The following is a 21,179-nucleotide window of genomic DNA, read 5'->3' on the forward strand; positions in this document are numbered from 1 at the left end:
AATCGCACTTCCGAGAATCGCTGTCAAGAGTTTTTGGCGCCGTTTTGGCGAGCGGATTTCTTTTGCCTTGTTGAGGTGGAAGATATGGAAACCGGAAGTGTGACGACGCCCTTCGGGCGGCGGTCGATGACGCTTGGCATGCTCGCAAACCAGGTCATGGCCGGGGAGATCAAACCGGATCAGTCGGTCGATAAGTGGAAATTGTTTCGCGCGCTGTGCGAAGCAAAGCCGCTGCTTGGCATCGGCGATCGGGCGCTTGCCGTGCTCAACGCGCTTTTGAGCTTTTATCCGAAGAATGAGCTGGCCCAGGAAAACGGCTTGATCGTATTCCCGTCTAATATCCAGCTTTCGCTCAGAACGCATGGCATGGCCGAACAGACCGTCCGGCGCCATCTTGCCGCGCTCGTCGAGGCAGGTCTTCTGCTGCGCAAGGATAGCCCCAACGGCAAGCGTTACGTCCGCAGGGACAGGGCAGGGGAGGTCGACGAGGCGTTCGGCTTCTCGCTGGCGCCGCTGCTTGCCCGTGCCGAGGAGATCGAACAGCTCGCGGCCGAGGTGATGGCTGAGCGGCTGCATGTCCAGCGTCTGCGTGAACGCATCACCCTTTGCCGCCGTGACATTGCCAAACTGATCGAAGCGGCCGTCGAAGAAGAGATCTCTGGGGATTGGCAAGGCCTATACCGCGAATTCCGGGACCTGATCGAAGGCCTGCCGCGATCGCCGACGACAGCGCAGCTTGAACTGTTGCTGGATGAATTGAAGGCCCTGCGCGCAGATATTCTTAACCGGCTGGAAATTCGGGTTAAATCAACAGAACAGCGCGGCAATGCCGTTTATATCGAGCGTCACATACAGAATTCAAATCCCGAATCCATCTCTGAACTTGAACCAAGCTTCGAAACGAAGCAGGGCGCGATAGCTGAGCAAGACAATGACCGAGGGGCCGTGACGCCAGAGAAGGGGAGGGGTGAGGAAGAGCAAAGTCGACGGCCGGAGGTCCGCAATGATGGTAGCGGACTGAAATCCTTCCCGCTCGGATTGGTTCTGCAGGCCTGCCCGGAAATTCTTGCCTATGGGCCGGATGGCGTAATCCGCAACTGGCGCGATCTGATGGCCGCAGCCGTCATCGTTCGATCGATGCTGGGCGTCAGTCCGTCGGCCTATGAGAATGCGGCCAATGTGATGGGTCCGGAAAACGCCGCGACGGTGATGGCATGCATCCTGGAGCGTGGCGGCCACATCAATTCGGCCGGTGGCTATCTTCGTGGGCTGACGCGGCGAAGCGAAAAGGGCGAATTCGCGATCGGCCCGATGCTGATGGCACTTCTGCGGGCAAATGCGCCGGCCGGGCGGAAGGTTGGATAGTGTTCAACCTTCCTGTGGGCAGCGTATGGCTAAGCGCGGATAAGCCTTCGCTCCAGAAAACTCTGCATGTCGCGACGTCCGTCTACCACGCAGTAGACGACGACATCCGTGCCCAGGATCCGATAGATCATGCGCCACGGCTTATGGTGCAGTTCCCGATATTCAGAAATTCCGATACCCGCCAACTCCTTCGGAATATTTCCGCGGGCGGGGAATTCTTCAAGCTCGGCGCAGGCACTCTCGATTTCCGTGAGGATGCGCTCTGCCGTCTCGGCGCCGTCGCGGCTAGCGATGAAGCGATACAGATCCTCAATGTCGCGTTCCGCGTCCTCAGCGAAAAGAACACGATATGGCATCAGGATCGGCTGTCCGCGAGACGTTTGCGGATGCGTGCGAAGGATTCCGCAGCGGGGCGCAGTTTGCCCTCCTCGACTTGCCGGTTGGTGAGCGCCAGCACCTTCAGGAGCGCCAGTGTCTCCTGTGTTTCTTCATATTGGCCGACGTCCTGAAGGATGGCTTTCGCCTCTCCGTGAAGCGTAATGACGACCGGCTGCGGGTTATCCTTCAGCGTCCGGATGATCTCCGGCGCATGCGCCTTGAGGTAGCTGATCGGCTTGACCTGTTCTGACAGCTTCATGCGGTTACTCCCTTTCGACCAGAATATAGACCATCAAGTGGTCGATTGAAAGAAGCCTTTCGATGCCGGTGGCGCACAGTCCCGGCAGACGATTTTCCATCTTGGGTGCGGCCGCTTTTTTCACTCCGCGTGTTCGAAAGAGAATGTCATTTCTTATAATGAAGTTTGTCTACTGATTTTATAGATTAAACTTTGCAACCAAGGATCGGATCGTGGCGTCATGACCTATCTCCTCAGCCTTCTCGACAAAAGCCCGATCGAACAGGGTCTCACCGCGGCGGACGCGCTGCGGGCGACGGTAAAGATTGCCGCCCGGGCCGAGGAACTCGGTTATCACCGTTTCTGGGTTGCCGAACATCATAACATGTCCAATCTGGCGAGCTCCGCGCCGGAGGCGCTGATAGCCTACCTTCTCGCCAGGACCTCGAGGATTCGCATCGGCTCCGGCGGCGTCATGCTGCAGCACTACAGCGCCTATAAGGTTGCCGAGACCTTCAATCTTCTGGCATCGCTTGCGCCCGGCCGCGTCGATCTCGGTGTCGGCAAGGCACCGGGTGGATTTCCGCTCTCGACGCGCGCCCTGCAGCTTGCCGTCGATCCGGCCAGGAAGCCGGATTTCGCGAGCCAGCTTTCCGATCTCAACATCTATCTCGCCGCCGACCCGAATTACGACGGCGCGCAAGCGACGCCTTTCCCGCCGACTGCTCCCGAACGTTTCCTGCTTGGCGCCAGCCTCGAAAGCGCCGAGCTCGCTGCCGAGAAGGGCTGGGAGCTCGTTTTCGCCGGTCATTTGAACGGCGATCCTGACAATCTGCGCAGAACCTTTGAGGCTTATGAGCGGGCATCCGGCGGCAAGCGCCCGATCCTGGCGCTCGCAGCCTTTGCCGCCGAAAGCGAGGACTATGCCCGCGAGCGCGTCGGCAAGTTGCGCATCGTCAAGGTGTTCCTGCCGAACGGCCAGACCGTCAATGTCGGCAGCGAGGAGCAGGCGGCCGAATTTGCCCGCCAGGCCGGCGTCACCGATTACCGCATCGAGGAAAAGGTGCCGAGCGTGCTGCATGGCACGGCGGAGCAGATCCGCAAGGAACTGGACGAACTTCACCGCCGCTACGGGGTCAAGGAGTTCGTGCTCGACACGCCGGCACTTTCGGTTGCCGAGCGCCTGGCTTCCATCGAGCTGCTCGCCAAAGAGCGGCTTTCCCTCGTCGCATGACCGTTTCCAAAAAGGATTGATCCCATGGCTCAGAAACACGTCACGTTCGGTATCATGCTGCAGGGTCCCGGCGGTCACATGAACGCCTGGAAGCATCCAAGCGGACCGGCCGATGCAAGCGTCAATTTCGACTTCTTCGTCAAGACAGCACGCAAGGCCGAGGCGGCGGGCATCGCTTTCGCCTTCGTCGCCGACGGGCTCTACATCAACGAGCAGTCGATCCCGCATTTCCTCAACCGCTTTGAGCCGATTGCCATTCTCTCGGCGCTCGCCGCCTCGACCTCGAAGATCGGCCTCGTCGGCACGGTCTCGACCTCTTACAGCGATCCCTTCACCATCGCCCGCCAGTTCGCCTCGATCGATCTCATCAGCGGCGGCCGGGCAGGGTGGAATGCGGTGACCTCGCCGCTCGAAGGCTCGGGGCGGAATTACAGCCGCGAACATCCCGAACACGAGCTGCGCTACGAGATTGCCGAGGACTATATCGATGCGATCAAGGGCCTGTGGGATTCCTGGGACGACGACGCCTTCGTCCGCAACCGTGAGACCGGCGTCTTTGTCGATAAGACGAAGATGCATCGCCTCAACCATAAGGGCCGCTTCTTCCGCGTCGAGGGGCCGCTCAACATCGGCCGTTCCAAGCAGGGCCAACCCGTCGTTTTCCAGGCGGGGGCCTCGGATTCCGGCATTCGGCTCGCCGGCAAGCATGCCGACGCGGTCTTTACCAATGGCGGCCCGTTCGAGGAGGCGCAGGCCTTCTACCACCAGCTCAAGGACAGCGTGATTGCCCATGGCCGCAGTGCCGCGGAAGTCGGTATTTATCCGGGTATCGGACCGATCGTCGGTGCGACGCAGGAAGAGGCGGACGCCAAGTATCAGGCGATCCGCAACCTCGTCACCATAGAAGAGGCGCTGCTCTATCTCGGCCGCTTCTTCGATCATCACGATTTCAGCGTCTATCCGCTCGACGAGCCGTTCCCCGAGCTCGGCGATATCGGCAGGAACAATTTCCGCGCCACCACCGACCGCATCAAGAAGACGGCGCGGGAGAAGGGCTTGACGCTCCGGCAAGTGGCGCTCGATTCGGCAACGCCACGCACGGCCTTCATCGGCACGGCCGGTCATATCGCTGACGAGATCATCCGCTGGGTGGATCATGGTGCTGCCGACGGCTTCATCCTCGGTTTCCCTGTCATCGCCGAGGGCTTCGACGATTTCTCCACATACGTTCTGCCGATACTCACGGAGCGCGGCTATTTCGATCCGGCCCTGAAGGGCGAGACGTTGCGCGACCATCTGGGTCTGCCCTTCCGCGAAAGCCGCTATGCGGCGGGCGCGGAGCAGGTCGAGCGCGGAAAGGCTGTCGGCGCCTGAGGCGCCGACGAACCGTCATGAACATCATCGCTCAGAACCCGCGCAGCAACGATCCGGTCGAGAAGGGTATCGCTGCCTATCTCGACGAGATCATCGCGCTTCGCCACGATCTGCATCAATATCCGGAGCTTGCGTTCCAGGAGCTCAGGACCAGCAAGCTCGTGGCCTCCCGCCTTTCCTCCTGGGGCTATGAGGTGGCGACGGGCATCGCCGGAACCGGCATCGTCGCCACCCTCAGGCGCGGCGAGGGCAAAAAGCGGATCGGCATTCGCGCCGACATGGACGCGCTTCCGATCGAGGAGGCGACCGGCCTTGCCTATGCCAGCAGCAATCCCGGCGTCATGCATGCCTGCGGCCATGACGGGCATACCTCGATCCTCTTGGCCGCCGCCCGCTATCTTGCCGAAAGCGGCAATTTCAGCGGTACGTTGCGGCTGATTTTCCAGCCCGCCGAGGAGATCGGCGCCGGCGCCCGCAAGATGATCTCGGAAGGCCTGTTCGAGCGCTTTCCTGTCGATGCGGTGTTCGGGCTGCACAATTGGCCGGGTGTGCCGACAGGCCAATTCGGCTTCGTCGCCGGCCCGGCCATGGCTTCGGTCGACAAGGCGATCATCAAGATCATCGGCAAGGGCGGCCATGGCGCCGAACCGCACCGGACCGTCGATCCGGTACTGGCTTCGGCCTCCTTCATCACTGCGCTGCAGAGCGTCGTCTCGCGCAATGTCGATCCGCAGGAGATGGCGGTCGCGACCGTCGGCTCGATCCATGCCGGCTCCGCCTCGAACGTCATCCCTGAGAGCGTCGAGATGCAGCTGACCATGCGGGCCTTCAGCGAGACCGTTCGTCAGCTGTTGCGAGAGCGCATTCCGGCCCTTGCCCGTGCCCAGGCCGAAAGCTTCGGCGCCGAGGCGGAGGTGAATTACCGCCTCGGCTTTCCGGCGCTGGTCAACCATGCAGCCGAGACCGCCTTCGCCCGCGATGTCGCCCACGGCGCACTCGGCCCGGCGGCGATCGAGAAGGATTTCCGGCCGAGGACAGCGAGCGAGGATTTTGCCTTCATGCTGCAGGCAAATCCCGGCAGCTACCTCTTCGTCGGGAATGGCGACAGCGCGCCTCTTCACAGCGCCCACTACAATTTCAACGACGCGATCATCGCGCCGGCCGCCCGCTACTGGGTGCGGCTCGCCGAAACCTTCCTCACTGATGACAACGGGTGATGAACGATATGAGCGATACGTTTCTCTATACCAGCCCTCTCGACCCGCGCGCTAAGCCGCTGATCGATGAGTTGATCTACGAGTATGACAGCCGCTACGGCAACTATTTCAATGCCGAAGGAGCTGCGGCCGAGTTGAACCGTTATCCTCCCGAAGCCTTTGCGCCGCCTGACGGCAATTTTCTCCTGTTGGTCCGTGATGGCGAAACCATCGGCGGCGGCGCCTTCAAGCACTATGACGAACGCACGGCCGAGTTCAAACGCATCTGGACGCGCTCCGATCTGCGCCGGCAGGGCCTTGCCCGCAACGTGCTGGTAGAACTGGAGGCCCAGGCCGCGCGCCAAGGCTATTCCCGCATCTACCTCACGACCGGCTTTCGCCAGCCCGAAGCCGTCGGCCTCTATCTGAACTACGGCTACACCGCTCTCTTCGACACCTCCGCCGATCCCGAGATCTACAAGAGCCTGCCCTTCGAGAAGGACATCACCCATCTCGCTGAGCCTGCTCACGAAGACGCCGAACCGCGCCTGCGCGTGGCCGGTGCAAATTTCTGAAAACGGCAAAGACCGACAATCATAAAAGGGAAGCACAATGGCACTGACGACGGATTTCGTGGGCATCGACCCCGGCAGCAGGACGGCAGGATCGAAGGATTATTCCCGTTACCGCATCGTGCCGGCGCGTCACCCGGGTCGCCTGGCGGGCACGATCTTTGCCGCGGTCGTCATCATCGCCGTTCTCTATTCCATCTTCACCAATCCGCGCTGGGGTTGGGGTGTCTTTGCTGAATGGTTCTTTGCCGAGCCGGTGCTCGTCGGTCTCGGCAGGACACTGCTTTTGACCGTGCTTGCCGCCATATCCGGTTCCATCCTCGGAACGGCTCTGGCGCTCGCCCGCGTTTCCAAGTCGCCGCTGCTCTCTGGCCTTTCCTGGGGCTATATCTGGCTGCTGCGCTCGATCCCGGTCATCGTGCTGCTGCTGATCTTGAACAATCTCGGCTACCTCTACGAGACGATCAAGATCGGTATTCCCTTCACCAATACCGTCTTCCTCGACTATCCCACCGTGCAGTTGCTGACGCCCTTTGCCGCCGCCTTTCTCGGCCTGACGCTCAACCAGTCGGCCTTCTTCGCCGAGATCGTGCGCGGCGGCATCCTCGCTGTGGATCACGGACAGCTGGAGGCCGCCGCAGCACTCGGTCTGCCGCGCCGCCGCCAGGCCTTCCGCATCGTGCTGCCGCAGGCCATGCGCTCGATCCTGCCGACCGGCTTCAACGAACTCATCGGACTGGCGAAGAGCACCTCCATGGTCTACGTGCTTGCGCTGCCGGAGCTCTTCTATACGGTCCAGGTGATCTACCGCCGCAATCTCGAAGTCATTCCGCTGCTGATGGTCGCGACCGTCTGGTATCTGATCATCATGACGGTGCTGTCGATCGCTCAGCGCTATATCGAACGCTACTTCTCCAAAGGAGCCGTGCGCAACCCGACGCCGTTGCCCTTCCAGGCATTTTTCGAGCGTTTCCGCCGTCCGCTGCCTGTTCTCGATACGGCGACCGACACCGTGCGCAAGATCGGTTTCCGGGATGCGGCGACGCTGCGGGCCGCAGGCGGCGCGGTGCGCATCCACGGAATCTCCAAAAGCTTCGGCTCGCTGAAAGTGCTCGATGATGTCGAGCTCAGCCTTCCCGCCGGCAGCGTGACCGCCATCCTCGGTCCGTCCGGCTCCGGCAAGTCGACGCTTCTGCGCGCCATCAACCATCTGGAGCGTGTCGATGAGGGTTTCATCTCGGTCGACGGCGATTTCGTCGGCTACAGCAGGAAGGGCGACACGCTCTACGAGCTCAAGGAGAAGGATATCCTCAAACGCCGCGCCGATATCGGCATGGTCTTCCAGAGCTTCAATCTGTTCCCGCATCTGACCGTGCTCGAAAACCTCATCGAGGCACCGATCCAGGTTCGCGGCATCGGCCGCGAGGAAGCGGTGCAGCTGGCGCAGGAGCTGCTGGCACGCATCGGCCTCAGCGACAAGATCAACGCCTATCCGCGCCAGCTCTCCGGCGGCCAGCAACAGCGTGTGGCGATCGCTCGTGCACTGGCGCTCCGCCCGAAGGTGCTGCTCTTCGACGAGCCGACCTCGGCGCTCGATCCGGAGCTCGTCGGCGAAGTGCTCGATGTCATCAAGGAACTTGCCCGCACCGGCACGACGCTCGTCATCGTTACCCATGAGGTCGGTTTTGCCCGCGAAGTCGCCGACACGGTCGTCTTCATGGACAGCGGCCGCATCCTGGAGGCTGGTCCGCCGGCCCGCATCTTCGCACAAGCGGAACATCCCCGTACGCGGGAATTCCTCGCCAAGGTTCTCTAGCGCCTGATAGCGCTGGCGAAATGCCGGGCCGCGACGGGCTGCTCCGGCCGAACAATAACAACCACAACCTAAAGATGAAACGGAGAAGGGGCATGACATTTACAGATAGGGCAAGGCTTCTGATAGCGGGAGCAGTCACTATTACCGCGATCGGTTTCGGTTCCGCTCAGGCGCAGCAGAAGTTCGATCTCAGCCCCGAGCAGCCGAACCGGCTGCGAGTGGAAAAGAACGAGAAGCGCATTGCCGAAGTCAAGGACTTCAAGTTCGTCGAAAATGGTGTCTTCACCGTCGGCATCAGCTCGAGCGGCAATCTGCCGCTGCATGATTATGCCTCCGATTCCAAGACGGTCATCGGTTACGACGTCGATCTGGCGCAGGCCATTGCCGATAGCCTGGGGCTGAAGCTCGAATTGGTTTCTGTTGCCTGGGCCGATTGGCCGTTGGGGCTGACCTCCGGAAAATTCGACGCGGTGATCTCCAACGTAACCGTCACCGAAGAACGCAAGGAGAAGTTCGATTTCTCGACCTACCGCAAGGACGAGTTGGGCTTCTACGTCAAGGCCGATAGCCCGATCACGGCGATCAAGCAGCCGAAGGATATTGCCGGCCTGAAGGTCATCACCGATGCCGGCACGAACCAGGAGAAGATCCTGCTGGAATGGGATCGTGAGAACGTCGCCGCCGGCCTGAAGCCAATCGAGGTGCAATATTATGACGACGACCCGGTCAAGGATCTCGCCGTTCAGTCCGGCAGAGCAGACACCGTCTTCAGCGTGAACGCGACGCAGGCCTATTCGGCGGGGATCAACGGCAAGACCAAGCTTGTCGGCACCGTCAGCGGCGGTTGGCCGATCACGGCGGAAATTGCCGTCACCACACGCAAAGGCAGCGGCCTGGCTGCTCCCTTGACCGATGTTGTCAACGACCTGATCGCCAGCGGTGCCTACCGGAAGATCCTCGATACGTGGAACCTCGGTCCGGAGGCGATCGACAAGGCCCAGACCAACCCGCCCGGCCTGCCGAAGAGCGGCTCCTGATCGATCCTTATTGGGCCGGCGGCAATGCTGCCGGCCATTCCTGCCTGACAATTTGGAGATTGAAGACGATGATTGCCCTTCCGGCATTCCTGACCCTGCTGATCGCCGCCATGGCGTCGGCCCTTTCCTTTGGCGCAGCTCAAGCAGCCGAGGATTTCGACCTCAGCCCGGAACAACCGGGCCGGCTTCATGCCGCCAGGAACGAGGCGGCGATTGCCGCAATCCCGAAGGATTTCAAGTTCGTCACACCTGGTAAGTTCACCATCGCCGTCAGCCCCGGCGGCCCGCCGCTTGCCACCTATGCCACCGACGCCAAGACCGTGGTCGGGGCAGATCCCGATTATGCCTATGCCATCGCCGACAGCCTCGGGCTAACGCTGGAGATCGTGCCGGTCGCCTGGATCGACTGGCCGCTCGGCCTCGCCTCGGGCAAGTATGATGCCGTCATCTCCAATGTCGGGGTCACCGAGCAGCGCAAGGAAAAATTCGATTTCTCCACCTACCGCCAGGGCCTGCACGGTTTCTTCGTAAAATCCGACAATCCTATCACCTCGATCAAGGAGCCCAAGGATGCGGCAGGCCTCAGGATCATCGTCGGGGCCGGCACCAACCAGGAGCGCATCCTGGTGAAGTGGAGTGAGGAAGATGTCGCCGCGGGCCTGAAGCCGATAGAGCTGCAATATTACGACGACGAGGCGGCAAGCCTTCTCGCGCTGCGATCCGGCCGGGCCGATGTCATCATCCAGCCGCATGCGCAGCTCGTCTTCATCGCCGCGCGCGACAAGAACATCAAGCGCGTCGGCACGCTGAGCGCCGGCTGGCCGGATCGCTCGGATGTGGCGATCACCACTCGCAAGGGAAGTGGGTTGGCCGATGCGCTGACTGCCGCCACCAACGGCCTGATCAAAGACGACACCTACGCAAAAATCCTCGATCACTGGCATCTCTCCGAGGAAGCCTTGCCGGTATCCGAGACCAACCCGCCCGGCCTGCCGAAATACTGATCATCGGATGGCACGAGTGTTCAACATATCCATCAGCCATATCGGCTTCCTCACCCCCGGCAATTATCCCGACGAAGATCCGTTGTCGGGATTGGAGCAGACGCTTGAGCAGCTGCAATATGGCGAAAATCTGGGCTTCGACAGCGCCTGGGTCCGGCAGCGGCACCTGGAGCCTGGAATCTCTTCGGCGAGCGCCTTCCTGGCGGCGGCGACGCAGCGAACCAGTCGGATCGAGCTTGGAACCGCGGTCATCCCGATCGGTTATGAAAGCCCCTATCGGCTGGCCGAAGACCTCGCCACCGTCGATGTTCTGTCGCGCGGACGGCTGAACATCGGCGTCAGCGCCGGCCGACCGCTGCACGCCGAGCTGATCGCCCCGTTCGTCTTCGACGGCGATTGGACGGGTTACGATTTCTCGCATGACCGCGTGCTGCGCTTTGCCGACAATCTGCGTGGCAGCTATCTCGGCGACGAGCAGACCTTGATCAAGACGCCCTTCGGCCCGCAGCGGCCACGGCTGCAGCCTTATGCCAAGGGCCTGATCGACCGGATCTGGTATGGCGGCGGGTCACAGCGCTCGGCCGAATGGGCCGGCCGCAATGGCTTCAACCTGTTGACCGGCAATGTGATAACAGGGGAGGGGACCGATGATTTCTTCATCGCTCAATCGCGGCTGATCGAAACCTATCGCGCCGCCGGGTCGCAGCGCCGCGTCGCGCTGGGTCGTGTCATCGTGCCTTTCGACAGCGCCGATGCGGCAACGCGCCGCCGATATCGAGATTATGCCGACGGCCGCCATGAGCGGACGCTTTCGCCGCAGGGCGAGCGGCGCACCCTGTTTGCCCGAGATGTCGTCGGCACATCGGACGAGATATTGGCGCAGCTTTTTGCCGATCCGATCCTGCCCGAGGTCAGCGAGTTGAGGCTGGAGCTTCCTTACGAGTTCGAGCACGAGCAGTATTGCCAGATTCTCCACGACTTCGCGACGCTGATCGCACCGGAACTCGGATGGAAAGCGCCATCCGACATCCGCGCCGCTTCCTGAAAATGCCGTCGTCCATTCGACGCCAGAACAATCACCTCACAGGGAACATTCATCAGTGACCAAATCGGTAGAATATTTCTTTTCGATCGGCTCGCCCTGGTCCTACATCGGCTTCGATGCCTTCGCCGAACTTGCGGCGAGGAACGACGTCGTCATCACGCCTTATCTGACGACGGTGGTCGAGGAAAATGGCGGTATCTTTTCGCGCAATCGCCCGGAGATCCGGCGCGCCTACTGGACGCGGGATCTTAAGCGCTGGGCGCGCGTGCGCGGCAAGGAACTGCGGCTCGAACATCGCCCGGATTTGAGCGATCCGACGCCGGCGTCCCTCTTCGTGATTGCGGCTTACCTCGACGGACAGGATTGGATCGGCGTTGCCCGCGCCCTGCAGCACGCCTTCTGGAGCGAGGCGAAGGATATCGGCAAGCCCGATGTGCGCGAGGCGATCGTGACATCAGCAGGTTTCGATGGCGCAGCACTCCTCAGACGACAAGCCGATGACGATGTCCAGAACAAATGGTCGGCGGACCGCGTGCATGCCCGCGACAGCGGCGTCTTCGGCTTTCCCACCTATGTCTATGATGGCGAGATCTATTGGGGACAGGACAATTTGCCCTTCCTTGAACGTCATCTTCATGGCGACAAGCCTTAGGCTTGGAATTGCAGCGTCCGGAGGTCGCAGATGTCGACGGCGATCGCCATGCAGCCTATGCGTGCTGGAGCGGCAGCGAACGTTTTTTTCAACCAGGCGAAGAAGGAGAGACGCACGTTCCTTTAATCTATCAATTTTGTAGACAATAATTGGGCGACGCAAAGAGAGGAAAAACCATGTCAGGTTTCAAACTCGTCGGCATCGCTGGCAGCTTCAACCGTCCATCGAAGACATTGGCACTCGTCCGGCACGTCGCCGAACGTGCGAGCATTCGCTATGGATTTACCAGCAGGACCTATGATCTGCATGATGTCGGTCCGTCGCTAGGCAGCGCCTTGTGGCGCAAGAATCTCGACGCGCAGGCCAGGCATGTCATCGACGAGATCGTGCAGGCCGATGCCCTGATCATCGGCTCGCCGACCTACAAGGGCTCTTATCCCGGCCATTTCAAACACCTCATCGACCTGATCGACCCCCACGAACTTCGGGGCAAGCCGATCATCATCACGGCGACCGGAGGCGGTGACCGGCATGCTTTGATGGTCGAGCATCAGCTTCGGCCGCTGTTTGGTTTTTTCATGGCCCACACCCTACCGACTGCCGTCTATGCGTCCGATCGCGATTTCACAGACTATGCGGTTTCATCCGACGCGCTTTTGGCCCGCATCAACGACGTGATCGGCGAATTGGCGGCCTTCTTTCCGGGCGCAAACCCGGCCCTGGCGGCCGCCGAGTAGGAGTCGCCGCGATGGTTCGATCTCAGGAAGCGACGATCACCGATGCGGAAAGGCCAGGGCCAGGCGATCAATTGTGGAGCGTCTTCGAATTCGCCCGACGATATCGTCTCGCCAAACGCGAGGAGAACCGCCTGCTGATGCTCTACGGACCAACGGCATCGCTTCACGTTCTTCTCGCCAATGCACAACGTCATTCGCTGATTTCTTAGCTGAAGAATAGCAGGTCCTGACAGGAGGTTCGCATGAAGCTTGATTTTCACTTCTGGCTGAAGCGCGCAATCGGCCGGTTCCTCGGCCTGAAGCCGCCCGCTGCACGGGAGCCTGTAAACGGATTGTCCGCGCGGGACGACGAGCGCGACCGGTCCGCGCGCGAATACGAACTCCATTATTGGGGCACCATGCCCGGCCTTTGGTATTGAGGAGGACGGCGTGATGGCGATTGTCGTTGAGACCGACCTGCGTCGGCACGGTGCGAGAAGAGCGGAAGGCAGCGTCATGTCGTATTTCAGGCATGCGGCCGGAATCTGCACGATCGTCAGCTCCTTCACTTTCCTGTTCGCCCTGGTGATCGGGTGGATCTGATGAGTGATGTCCGATGTTTGCCCCGACCGGGAAAAAGACCGGCGCGCAGCTTCAGAGAGGATGCCGTCAGATGATCGATGTACTTATTCTTCCAGGGCTTTTCGGCTCGGGAGAAGGGCATTGGCAACAGCACTGGCTGCAGGATCAGCCGGGCAGTCGTTGCGTCGCTCAAGATGACTGGGATCATCCGAACCTTGACAACTGGCTGCTGCGATTGGAAGGCGCGCTTGAAGAGGCCGGCGAGGCCTATCTGGTTGCCCATAGTCTCGGATGCCTGCTTGCCGCCCGCTTGGCCGGGCGAAGTGCCGCACGTTGCGTCAAAGGGGCATTGCTCGTTGCTCCATGCGATCTGCCGGTCACGGAAAACCTGCATCCGGGGCATATCTCGTTTGGCGCCATGCCGACGGCGCCTTTGCCTTTTCCAAGTATCGTCGTCGGCAGCATGAACGATGCCTACATGACGGTCGATCGGTTGACCTTGTTTGGCCGCTTGTGGAACGCCGAGACCAGGAATATCGGCCTTGCCGGGCACATCAATGTCGCCAGCGGCTTTGGTCGCTGGCGCAGCGGTTACCGATTGCTGGAGGGCTTGAAGACGCAAACGCGCGGTCGAAGGCATGTCGTTTCGATGCCGCCGGCTTTTGCTATGTGAGACAGAGTGGAATGTCCGATATTGTCGCCGACCTGTTGCGCCTTAGCGAAGATCCGAATGCTGACCCGAGGACCAGGCGCCGGCAAATCATGGAGCGGCTGGTACAGACGCTGCTTGCCATGGCCGATGCCGAAATCGGACCGGGAGATGCGCAGCATCGCCATTCGATCCTCCATCTGACGACGATCATCCGCGAGATGACGGAAAGGATTGCAGAGGCCGATGATGTGACGTTTTCGGCAATCGTCAGGGAGGCCGCGATGCTGATACGCAGCCTGCAGCGGCGCCAAGCCGATGCGGCCAGATTTACGGTGCATTGACACATGACGGATATCCGGGAGCATAAGCTGGTGACGGTCCGGGGAAGCAAACTTTTGATGACCGGATCAAGAATGGCGCTGACGGACGAGCTCGTATCGCTGAGCCTTCGCCCCGCGATCGATGTCGGCCCCGAGCCACATCGAAAGCCGCTGACCGAAGCGGAGGTGGAGATGCTCGCCAACCGGCTTCTCCACGAGTCTACCGGTGCTCCGCTTTGGATCTTCGCCTATGGGTCATTGATATGGAAGCCGGACTTCGATGCCGTCGAATCGCAACATGGCGCAACAAGAGGGTGGCATCGCTCCTTCTGCCTGCAGATGACTCGCTGGCGGGGGACGCGGGCCCAGCCGGGTCTGATGATGGCACTTGACCGCGGTGGACGTTGTAACGGCATCGTCTTCAGGCTTGCCGATGATGATCGCCTTGGCCAGATTCGGCGGTTGATCCGTCGTGAAGTCGGCACGATCGACGATGCTGCGTCGGTTCGCTGGATCCCGGTCGCGACCGCGCATGGGCTGGTGCGCGCGCTGGTCTTTTGGGCTGGTCCCAAGGGCGAGCGTGTTTCGCGCAAATTGCCGCTGGAGACGGTGGCGCAGGTGCTCGCAAGAGCCTGCGGACATATGGGCTCCTGCGCCGAATATCTGTATCTGACGGTGAAACATCTGGAGGAACGCGGCATCCGGGACCGCAATTTATGGCGGCTTCAGAAACTGGTCGCAGCCGAGCTTGTTGCCATACACGGGCTGAACGCGGCGGCAGGAGGCCATTGAAACAGGCGTCGCTGCCGCCGTTTGGTCAGAGCTTGCCCTTCCAGGGCACGAAGAACGCCTCCAGAAAACGAATGGCGGCCGAGAAGGTGAACGCGCAGATCGCGATGATGCCGATGCCGACGAAGACGACGTCGGTTGCCAGGAACTGTGAAGCCGACATGATCATGAAACCGATCCCGCGCGTGGACGCGATCAATTCAGCCGCAACCAGCGTACCCCAGCCGACACCGAGCGCAATCCGAATGCCGGTAAGGATCTCGGGCAGGGCGGATGGCAGGACGATATCAAGAAAGAGCTGCAGCCGGCTCGCGCCCAGCGAACGGGCGGCATTGACGCGCTCGATCGGCAGCGAACGAACGCCGGCCTGGGCTGAAAGGCAGATCGGTGCGAACATCGCAAGCACCAGCAGCGTGATTTTCGATGTCTCGCCGATGCCGAGCCAGATGATCATCAGCGGCAGGTAGGAGAGCGGTGGAAGCGGCCAGTAGAACTCGATCGGCGCGTCGAGCACGCCTTTCGCCCAGCGGTTCAGCCCCATGAGCAAGCCGAGCGGAATGCCGGCGGAGACGGCGATGAGGGCTGCGACCACGATGCGGAACAGGCTCGCAAAAACATGCTCGGAGAGCGACGCGCCGGCGTAACCGTCGCGATAGATGGCGCCGATTTGTGTCAGCACCTCGTCCGGGCGCGGCAGGAACAGGTGTGGAACGACACCGAGCGCGGATACGAGCCACCACAGCAGCAGTATGGCCAGCGCCGTGGCAATGCTGATGGCCACCGTCGATTTCTCACCGGCTCCGAAGCTTGCCATTTTTACCAGCTTGACCTGGCGGTCCTCTCTACCCGCTGCAATCGGCGGGGCCTGCACTATATCGCTCATGCGGCGCTCCTGAGGTCTTCGGTGCTGTGCAGAATGGCGCGGATCTCCTCGCGCAGCTCGGCAAATTGCGGCGACGCCTTGATCGATCGGGCGTCGCCGGTTTCGGCGAAGCGGCGAACGAAATCCAGATCGAAGCGTGCCACGACGCGTCCCGGTCGAGGTGACATGACCAGGACCTGTGTGCCCAGGAACAAGGCCTCTTCGATCGAGTGCGTGATGAAGAAAACCTTCTTTGCCGTTTTATCCCAGATGGAAACCAGCAGTTCCTGCATCTGCTCGCGCGTCAGGCTGTCGAGCGCGCCGAACGGCTCGTCCATCAGCAGGATGTCGGGATTTGTCGCCAGAGCACGCGCGATGCCGACACGCTGGCGCATGCCGCCAGACAGCTCGTAGGGAAAAGCGCCGGCGAATTCGTCGAGGCCGACGAGCCGGAGCAGCTCCAGCGCGCGCGCTTCGCGCTCCTTGCGCTTGACCCCGGCGAATTTCAAACCGAGCGCGACATTGTCGACAACGGATTTCCAGGGCAGCAGCGAGTCTTTCTGAAAAACGACGCCGCGATCTGCGCCGGGTTGTTCGACCGCGCGGCCATCGAGCGTGATGCGGCCATCCGAAAGCGGAAGGAAACCGGCAATCGCGTTGAGAAGGGTTGATTTGCCGCATCCCGACGCGCCGAGTGCGACGACGAAGCCCCGTTCGGGAATATCGAAGGAAACGCGATCGAGCGCGTGAACGGTCCGCCCGTCGCGGGCTGCGAAGAAAACGCTGGCGTGATCGACTTTAAGCATATTGCCGCTCGCAAGTTTGACGCCGGCGCAACGACTGCGCCGGCGCCAGGGAGGATCAGTTGCTGACGCCGGTGAGGGCATCTGCGGTGACGAAGGCGCCATAATTCGCCAGCACATCGGAAACCTTGCCCTGTTCCTTCAGAAACGATGCCGTGTCCTTGAGGATCTTGCCGGCACCCGCCTTTTCGCCGCCGCCGAGCCATGCATCCGATGCCTGGACCTCAGGTGTCAGAAGCGTGAGGTTCTTCAGGGCCGAGGCCTGCTGTTCAGCTGTTCCGCCGAGAAGCTTGGCAAGCGACTTGGCGTTGTCGCTGTCGGGACCCCAGGCGGATTTGTCCGATGCGAAGGATGCGTAGTATTTGTTGATGACCGAGGCGAAACCCTTCAGAAATTCCGGGTTGTCGGCGGCAAACGTCGAGGTCGCGACCCAGGCGGAGAATGTCGGCGCACCCTTGTCTGCCACCTCTTTGGAGGTCACCAGGACCTTCCCGTTTTTCTTCAGTTCGGTGAGTGCCGGATCCCAGACGAAGCCGCCGTCGATGTCGCCGCGATTATAGCTTGCGACGATCTCAGGCTGAGGGATTGCGAAGAACCTGAACGTCCTTTTCGGTCAGGCCCAGCGATTTGATCAGCGCCAGCAGCTGATAGTGGTCCGTGGACACCGGCGCAGCGGCAAGCTTCTTGCCCTTCAGATCATTCAGGCTTTCGATGCCGGAGCCGTTACGGACGACGAGAGCCTCGTCGATGCCCGAGATGGAGGCGAGGTAAAAGGCCTTGACCTCGAGCCCGCGTGATACTGCAGCCGCAAACGGGCTGGAGCCGACATAGCCCACCTGGACATCGCCGGATGCAATCGCCGCAAAGATTTCGGCGCCCGAATTGAACCTGCGGAAGTCGACGTCATATCCCGTCTCCTTGGCGAATTCGCCATTGGCGATCGCCACGGAAGACGGCAAAGCATCGGTTTGATAGGCGACGACGACTTTCTTGTCCGCCGCTTCAGCGACAACCGCCGCTGTTAGAGTGCCGACGCCGACGGCGATTGCGGTAACCAAATTCTTGAAATTCATCTTGAGCCCCTTTGTTCAGGGCCGCACGGCCCTTGATCTCACCCTCAAAAGCGTAATCGTTGGGGAGGGGCTAGCGGGAGAAATAACAAACTATATTTATAGACTATAGAGATAATTGTTTTCGTGATTCTGCCGCTCGTGCGATCCGCAAGGACCGGCGAGCGACACGAGGCTTGAATGGCGAAATGTCTCGATGACGTTCTGAGCTTCAGGGAGAATGCATTTGACATATGATGTTATCGTGGTCGGTTCCGGTTTTTCAGCGATAGCGGTTACCTGCAATCTCATCGAGCAGCTTCCCGCTTCGGCGAAGGTCGCCGTCGTCGGCGACGATCCTGGTTTCGGCCGCGGGACGGCGTACCGGACGGAGCTCTATCTCCATCGCCTCAATGTTCCTGCCGGCCGCATGAGCCTGCTGCCGCATCAACCCGACGACTTTGTCGACTGGCTGAAAGGCCATGGTCGCCGGTTGCAGGCAGGCGATTTCGCCTCGCGCAGCGATTACGGTCTTTATGTCCGCGATACACTTGCGCGGCTGCTTCGAAAGCGGGAGGGCCGTTGCAGGGTCGATTTCATCAAGGCCAAGGCGGCGGGATGCGTTGAACGTTATAGCAGCACGCTGGCCTTCCATCTCGGCAATGGTGACGAGATTGCCGGGAAGAACGTCGTGCTCTGCCTCGGCGTCGGGAACGCGACCCTGCCGGTCGCTCCGGATGGCGTCCCACCATCGCTGCGATCGCGGATCATCGAGAACCCGTGGCGGCTTTCTTGGCTGAGGCGCGTCGCACCGTCCGATGCGGTGTGCATCCTCGGATCCGGCCTGACGATGATTGATCAGGTCCTCGCGCTTCGCGCCCATGGCCACAGCGGCAAGATCGATGTGCTTTCGCGGCGCGGGCTCGCACCGCTCGGACACGCGTGGAAGCCGCCGGCGCCTCTGCCGATCGACGTCGAGAGGCTTCCCGAGACGATCAGCGGCATATTGAAGACCCTGCGGGCGAAGAGCAGGACGGCTGCCGACTGGCGAGCCGTGATGGACGGTCTGAGGCCTGCAACACAGGCTCTCTGGCAACGGCTTTCGAGCGAGGGGCGCGCACGCTTCCTCAGGCATGCGCTTCCCTGGTGGAACATCCATCGTCACCGGGTCGCGCCTGACGTGTTCGACAGGTTTGAGAAGCTGGTTTTAGACGGAACCGTTCGTTTCCACGCGGGCTTCCTGAAATCGCTTGGGGCCGAGGAGGGGCGGCTCGCTGCCGGCTACAGGGTCAGAGCGACGCGCGAGATCGCCGAGATCAGGGCGGACTGGCTCGTCAACTGCACAGGAATGGAGCGGGCCGGGATCAGCCATTCACCGCTTTTGAAGGAGATGAGCCGCTTTGAGTTGATCGCCCCCGATCCTCTCGGCCTCGGGATCCAGGTGGATGCCGCTTCCAAGGTGATAGCCCCGTCCTCGCCTGCCCGACTGTTTGCGGTCGGCGCCCTGACGGCGGGGCAGTTCTGGGAGATCACCGCCGTTCCGGATATCCGGGTGCAGGCCAAGGCCGTGGCCGAGGAGATCGTTTCAAGAGGCTAGCTCGCGACATGTAGGCAGCAGAGCCTCTTTTGCGCGTCTGAAAAGACGCCCGCTGCTATAGCTCGGCACAGCGCTTGTTGAATTGCCGGGCGCCGCCAGCTACAGTATCTGGTACGCCATAATACGATTCTTGCATTCGGCTGCCGCGGCGGAAGTTGAGCGTGCAAAGTCCAACACTGAGGTACAGAATGAGCGGTGCTCTGAAGGACGCCATTAGAGTCGAGCGTCCTGCAAAGACCTTGCGGGAATTGGCGCTCGACAAGGTCCGCGAAGCCATCGTCAACGGATATTTCCGTCCCGGAGATCGCCTTGTCGAGCGTGACCTCTGCGCCCAGCTCGGCGTCAGCCGAACAGTCGTGCGCGAGGTTCTGAGACATCTTGAATCGGAAGGGCTTGTCGCCAATCTGCCGAACAAGGGGCCGATCGTCGCGCAGCTCGACATCGACGAAGCCAAACAGATCTATGAGATCCGCGGCGCGCTGGAAGGCATGGCGGCGCGGCTGTGCGCGGAGCGCCGCAGCCCCGAGATCGTCGCCGCGCTGGAGGAATCGCTGGCTGGGATCCGCAACAGTTACCGCGACAACGACATGTCAGCTGTGCTGACGAACACCTCTTCCTTCTATCATACGCTGTTTACGATGGTTGACAGGAACGTTGCCTGGGGTGTCGTCAATCTCCTCACCGTGCGCATAAACCACCTGCGCTCGATGACAATCAAGACGGAGAGGCGCGGCATCGAAGGGCCTCTGCAGATGTCGAAGATCGTCGACGCCATCCGCCTTGGTGACGGCGAGGGGGCTTACCGGGCCGCGATGGATCACGTCGCCGCGGCAAGCGCGATTGCCGAAGCGGTGCTGTCCGCCAAGAAGCCTGCCGACTAGGCACGAGCAGGCCCCTGCCGCTTCTCCGCAGGCCCTGGCAATGCGCTCACCTCGGCTGTCGAAGTCACTCCATTTGCGATGATGTTCCGCGCAATTCAGCGCAATCCATACTCCGCGCTTGACACCTAACTTTGTCCAATGTGATGGTATGCCATATTAAATAATATATAAGGCGGTACCATGAACTGGGACGACCGTGACTTCTGGACTCGGCCTGCCTCCGCGGGGCGCCGCCATGTCGTTTGTCAGCTGACAACGCGCTGACCAGAAGCGCTTTCCGAAGGGTCGAGAGCGCACGCCCAAACTGAAGATCTCCGCCTCGGCCTGAACCGCGTTCTCCCAGGAACCAACTTGACACTCATATATTATGGTATACCATAATACGATATTGAGAAATGAGGTGCTTGATGGCCATTCAAATTCGCAAGACGGGACTGCAGATCGAAACGACGCTGATCGAAGGCGGCAAGGCCGCGGCGGTTCCGCTGAAGCTGTTTACCGCCTTCGCGGTCGTGAAGAATCCCTGGGCGGGCCACGGCTTTGTCGACGACCTCAAGCCCGAAATTCACGCAGGCGCTCCGGTGCTCGGCGAGTTGCTGACCAAGATGATCATCGATGCGGTCGGGTCCGGCGATGCTGTCGAAGGATATGGAAAATCCGCTGTCGTCGGCCTGGACGGCGAGATCGAACACGGGTCCGCGCTCATCCACACGCTGCGCTTCGGCAATTTTTATCGCCAGGCCGTCGGCGCCAAGTCCTATCTCGCCTTCTGTAACACACGCGGTCCTGCCAACGCGCCGATCATGATCCCGCTGATGGACAAGAACGATGAAGGCCGCCGTTCGCACTACCTGACCATCCAGACGTCGATCCCCGACGCGCCTGCTGCCGACGAGATCGTCGTGGCTCTCGGTGCTTCGATAGGCGGGCGCCCGCATCACCGCATCGGCGACCGCTACCAGGATCTGAAAGACTTGGGGCAGGACGTTGCCAATCCTGCGGGCGTTTGAGGGAGCG

General features: G+C 61.0%; 24 protein-coding genes and 1 pseudogene. 20 read left to right on the forward strand and 5 right to left on the reverse strand.

Annotated elements, in window-relative coordinates; genetic code table 11:
* The first annotated feature begins 84 nt into the window (after positions 1-84).
* Positions 85-1,365, forward strand: coding sequence for a plasmid replication protein RepC (gene repC / locus FFM53_RS34940; protein ID WP_138334558.1), 1,281 nt, complete (start codon positions 85-87; stop codon positions 1,363-1,365).
* A 29-nt stretch (positions 1,366-1,394) separates the two neighbouring features.
* Here repC and FFM53_RS34945 read toward each other — a convergent pair whose 3' ends face one another.
* Both FFM53_RS34945 and FFM53_RS34950 read right to left on the reverse strand, forming a co-directional pair.
* Entirely contained in the window at positions 1,395-1,721 is a 327-nt protein-coding gene (locus FFM53_RS34945; protein WP_027682968.1) for a type II toxin-antitoxin system RelE/ParE family toxin, read from the reverse strand.
* Positions 1,721-2,002, reverse strand: coding sequence for a type II toxin-antitoxin system Phd/YefM family antitoxin (locus FFM53_RS34950; protein ID WP_027667297.1), 282 nt, complete (start codon positions 2,000-2,002; stop codon positions 1,721-1,723). The genes FFM53_RS34945 and FFM53_RS34950 overlap by 1 nt, the downstream gene beginning before the upstream one ends.
* A 220-nt stretch (positions 2,003-2,222) precedes the next feature.
* Here FFM53_RS34950 and FFM53_RS34955 point away from each other — a divergent pair, with 220 nt between their 5' ends.
* From FFM53_RS34955 to FFM53_RS35030, 16 genes are all read left to right on the forward strand, one after another.
* Positions 2,223-3,215, forward strand: a complete 993-nt coding sequence (locus tag FFM53_RS34955) for an LLM class flavin-dependent oxidoreductase (protein WP_138390186.1) — start codon at positions 2,223-2,225, stop codon at positions 3,213-3,215.
* A 24-nt stretch (positions 3,216-3,239) separates the two neighbouring features.
* The gene (locus FFM53_RS34960) at positions 3,240-4,589 is read left to right on the forward strand and encodes an LLM class flavin-dependent oxidoreductase (RefSeq protein ID WP_138390187.1); all 1,350 of its coding nucleotides are present in this window, start codon (positions 3,240-3,242) and stop codon (positions 4,587-4,589) included.
* A gap of 17 nt (positions 4,590-4,606) precedes the next feature.
* Positions 4,607-5,806: a M20 aminoacylase family protein gene (locus tag FFM53_RS34965; RefSeq protein WP_138390188.1), complete on the forward strand. Its 1,200-nt coding sequence runs from the start codon at positions 4,607-4,609 to the stop codon at positions 5,804-5,806.
* A complete protein-coding gene (locus FFM53_RS34970; protein WP_138390189.1) occupies positions 5,803-6,360 on the forward strand; it encodes a GNAT family N-acetyltransferase in 558 nt (185 codons plus the stop codon). Before FFM53_RS34965 ends, FFM53_RS34970 begins: the two co-directional genes overlap by 4 nt.
* Positions 6,361-6,397: 37 nt before the next feature.
* Positions 6,398-8,173, forward strand: coding sequence for an amino acid ABC transporter permease/ATP-binding protein (locus tag FFM53_RS36885; RefSeq protein WP_138390190.1), 1,776 nt, complete (start codon positions 6,398-6,400; stop codon positions 8,171-8,173).
* A gap of 92 nt (positions 8,174-8,265) precedes the next feature.
* Positions 8,266-9,210: an ABC transporter substrate-binding protein gene (locus FFM53_RS34980; protein ID WP_138390191.1), complete on the forward strand. Its 945-nt coding sequence runs from the start codon at positions 8,266-8,268 to the stop codon at positions 9,208-9,210.
* A 68-nt stretch (positions 9,211-9,278) separates the two neighbouring features.
* Positions 9,279-10,214, forward strand: a complete 936-nt coding sequence (locus FFM53_RS34985) for an ABC transporter substrate-binding protein (RefSeq protein WP_138390192.1) — start codon at positions 9,279-9,281, stop codon at positions 10,212-10,214.
* A gap of 7 nt (positions 10,215-10,221) precedes the next feature.
* The gene (locus tag FFM53_RS34990; protein WP_138390193.1) at positions 10,222-11,259 is read left to right on the forward strand and encodes an LLM class flavin-dependent oxidoreductase; all 1,038 of its coding nucleotides are present in this window, start codon (positions 10,222-10,224) and stop codon (positions 11,257-11,259) included.
* A 55-nt stretch (positions 11,260-11,314) separates the two neighbouring features.
* Positions 11,315-11,911, forward strand: a complete 597-nt coding sequence (locus tag FFM53_RS34995; protein WP_138390194.1) for a 2-hydroxychromene-2-carboxylate isomerase — start codon at positions 11,315-11,317, stop codon at positions 11,909-11,911.
* A 176-nt stretch (positions 11,912-12,087) separates the two neighbouring features.
* A complete protein-coding gene (msuE, locus tag FFM53_RS35000) occupies positions 12,088-12,648 on the forward strand; it encodes an FMN reductase (RefSeq protein WP_138334569.1) in 561 nt (186 codons plus the stop codon).
* An 11-nt stretch (positions 12,649-12,659) separates the two neighbouring features.
* On the forward strand, positions 12,660-12,857 hold the full coding sequence (locus FFM53_RS35005) for a hypothetical protein (RefSeq protein WP_138334570.1): 198 nt from the start codon (positions 12,660-12,662) through the stop codon (positions 12,855-12,857).
* Positions 12,858-12,890: 33 nt separating this feature from the next.
* Positions 12,891-13,067, forward strand: coding sequence for a hypothetical protein (locus FFM53_RS35010; protein ID WP_171599997.1), 177 nt, complete (start codon positions 12,891-12,893; stop codon positions 13,065-13,067).
* A 13-nt stretch (positions 13,068-13,080) separates the two neighbouring features.
* On the forward strand, positions 13,081-13,230 hold the full coding sequence (locus FFM53_RS35015) for a hypothetical protein (RefSeq protein WP_165422306.1): 150 nt from the start codon (positions 13,081-13,083) through the stop codon (positions 13,228-13,230).
* 70 nt (positions 13,231-13,300) lie between these two features.
* Complete coding sequence (locus FFM53_RS35020) at positions 13,301-13,882, forward strand: RBBP9/YdeN family alpha/beta hydrolase (RefSeq protein ID WP_138390195.1); 582 nt, start codon at positions 13,301-13,303, stop codon at positions 13,880-13,882.
* 11 nt (positions 13,883-13,893) lie between these two features.
* Positions 13,894-14,202 carry a hypothetical protein gene (locus tag FFM53_RS35025; RefSeq protein ID WP_138390196.1) on the forward strand — a complete coding sequence of 103 codons (309 nt, stop codon included), beginning with the start codon at positions 13,894-13,896 and terminating at the stop codon, positions 14,200-14,202.
* A 3-nt stretch (positions 14,203-14,205) separates the two neighbouring features.
* The gene (locus tag FFM53_RS35030; RefSeq protein WP_138390197.1) at positions 14,206-14,973 is read left to right on the forward strand and encodes a gamma-glutamylcyclotransferase; all 768 of its coding nucleotides are present in this window, start codon (positions 14,206-14,208) and stop codon (positions 14,971-14,973) included.
* Between the two features lie 25 nt (positions 14,974-14,998).
* On the opposite strand, the gene FFM53_RS35035 is transcribed toward FFM53_RS35030, so the two are convergent.
* The 3 genes and pseudogenes from FFM53_RS35035 to tauA form a co-directional block, all read right to left on the reverse strand.
* Complete coding sequence (locus FFM53_RS35035) at positions 14,999-15,853, reverse strand: ABC transporter permease subunit (RefSeq protein ID WP_138390198.1); 855 nt, start codon at positions 15,851-15,853, stop codon at positions 14,999-15,001.
* On the reverse strand, positions 15,850-16,638 hold the full coding sequence (locus tag FFM53_RS35040; RefSeq protein ID WP_027682951.1) for a taurine ABC transporter ATP-binding protein: 789 nt from the start codon (positions 16,636-16,638) through the stop codon (positions 15,850-15,852). The genes FFM53_RS35035 and FFM53_RS35040 overlap by 4 nt, the downstream gene beginning before the upstream one ends.
* A 55-nt stretch (positions 16,639-16,693) precedes the next feature.
* Positions 16,694-17,708: pseudogene (gene tauA, locus FFM53_RS35045) on the reverse strand (taurine ABC transporter substrate-binding protein).
* Positions 17,709-17,925: 217 nt separating this feature from the next.
* On the opposite strand from tauA, the gene FFM53_RS35050 reads away from it, so the two are divergent.
* The 3 genes from FFM53_RS35050 (at position 17,926) to FFM53_RS35060 (ending at position 21,172) form a co-directional block, all read left to right on the forward strand.
* The gene (locus FFM53_RS35050) at positions 17,926-19,281 is read left to right on the forward strand and encodes an FAD/NAD(P)-binding protein (protein WP_138390199.1); all 1,356 of its coding nucleotides are present in this window, start codon (positions 17,926-17,928) and stop codon (positions 19,279-19,281) included.
* Positions 19,282-19,469: 188 nt separating this feature from the next.
* Positions 19,470-20,162, forward strand: a complete 693-nt coding sequence (locus FFM53_RS35055) for a GntR family transcriptional regulator (protein WP_138334577.1) — start codon at positions 19,470-19,472, stop codon at positions 20,160-20,162.
* 407 nt (positions 20,163-20,569) lie between these two features.
* Complete coding sequence (locus FFM53_RS35060) at positions 20,570-21,172, forward strand: amino acid synthesis family protein (protein ID WP_138390200.1); 603 nt, start codon at positions 20,570-20,572, stop codon at positions 21,170-21,172.
* Positions 21,173-21,179: the final 7 nt, after the last annotated feature.

It is taken from the genome of Rhizobium indicum (assembly GCF_005862305.2).
Classification (GTDB): domain Bacteria; phylum Pseudomonadota; class Alphaproteobacteria; order Rhizobiales; family Rhizobiaceae; genus Rhizobium; species Rhizobium indicum.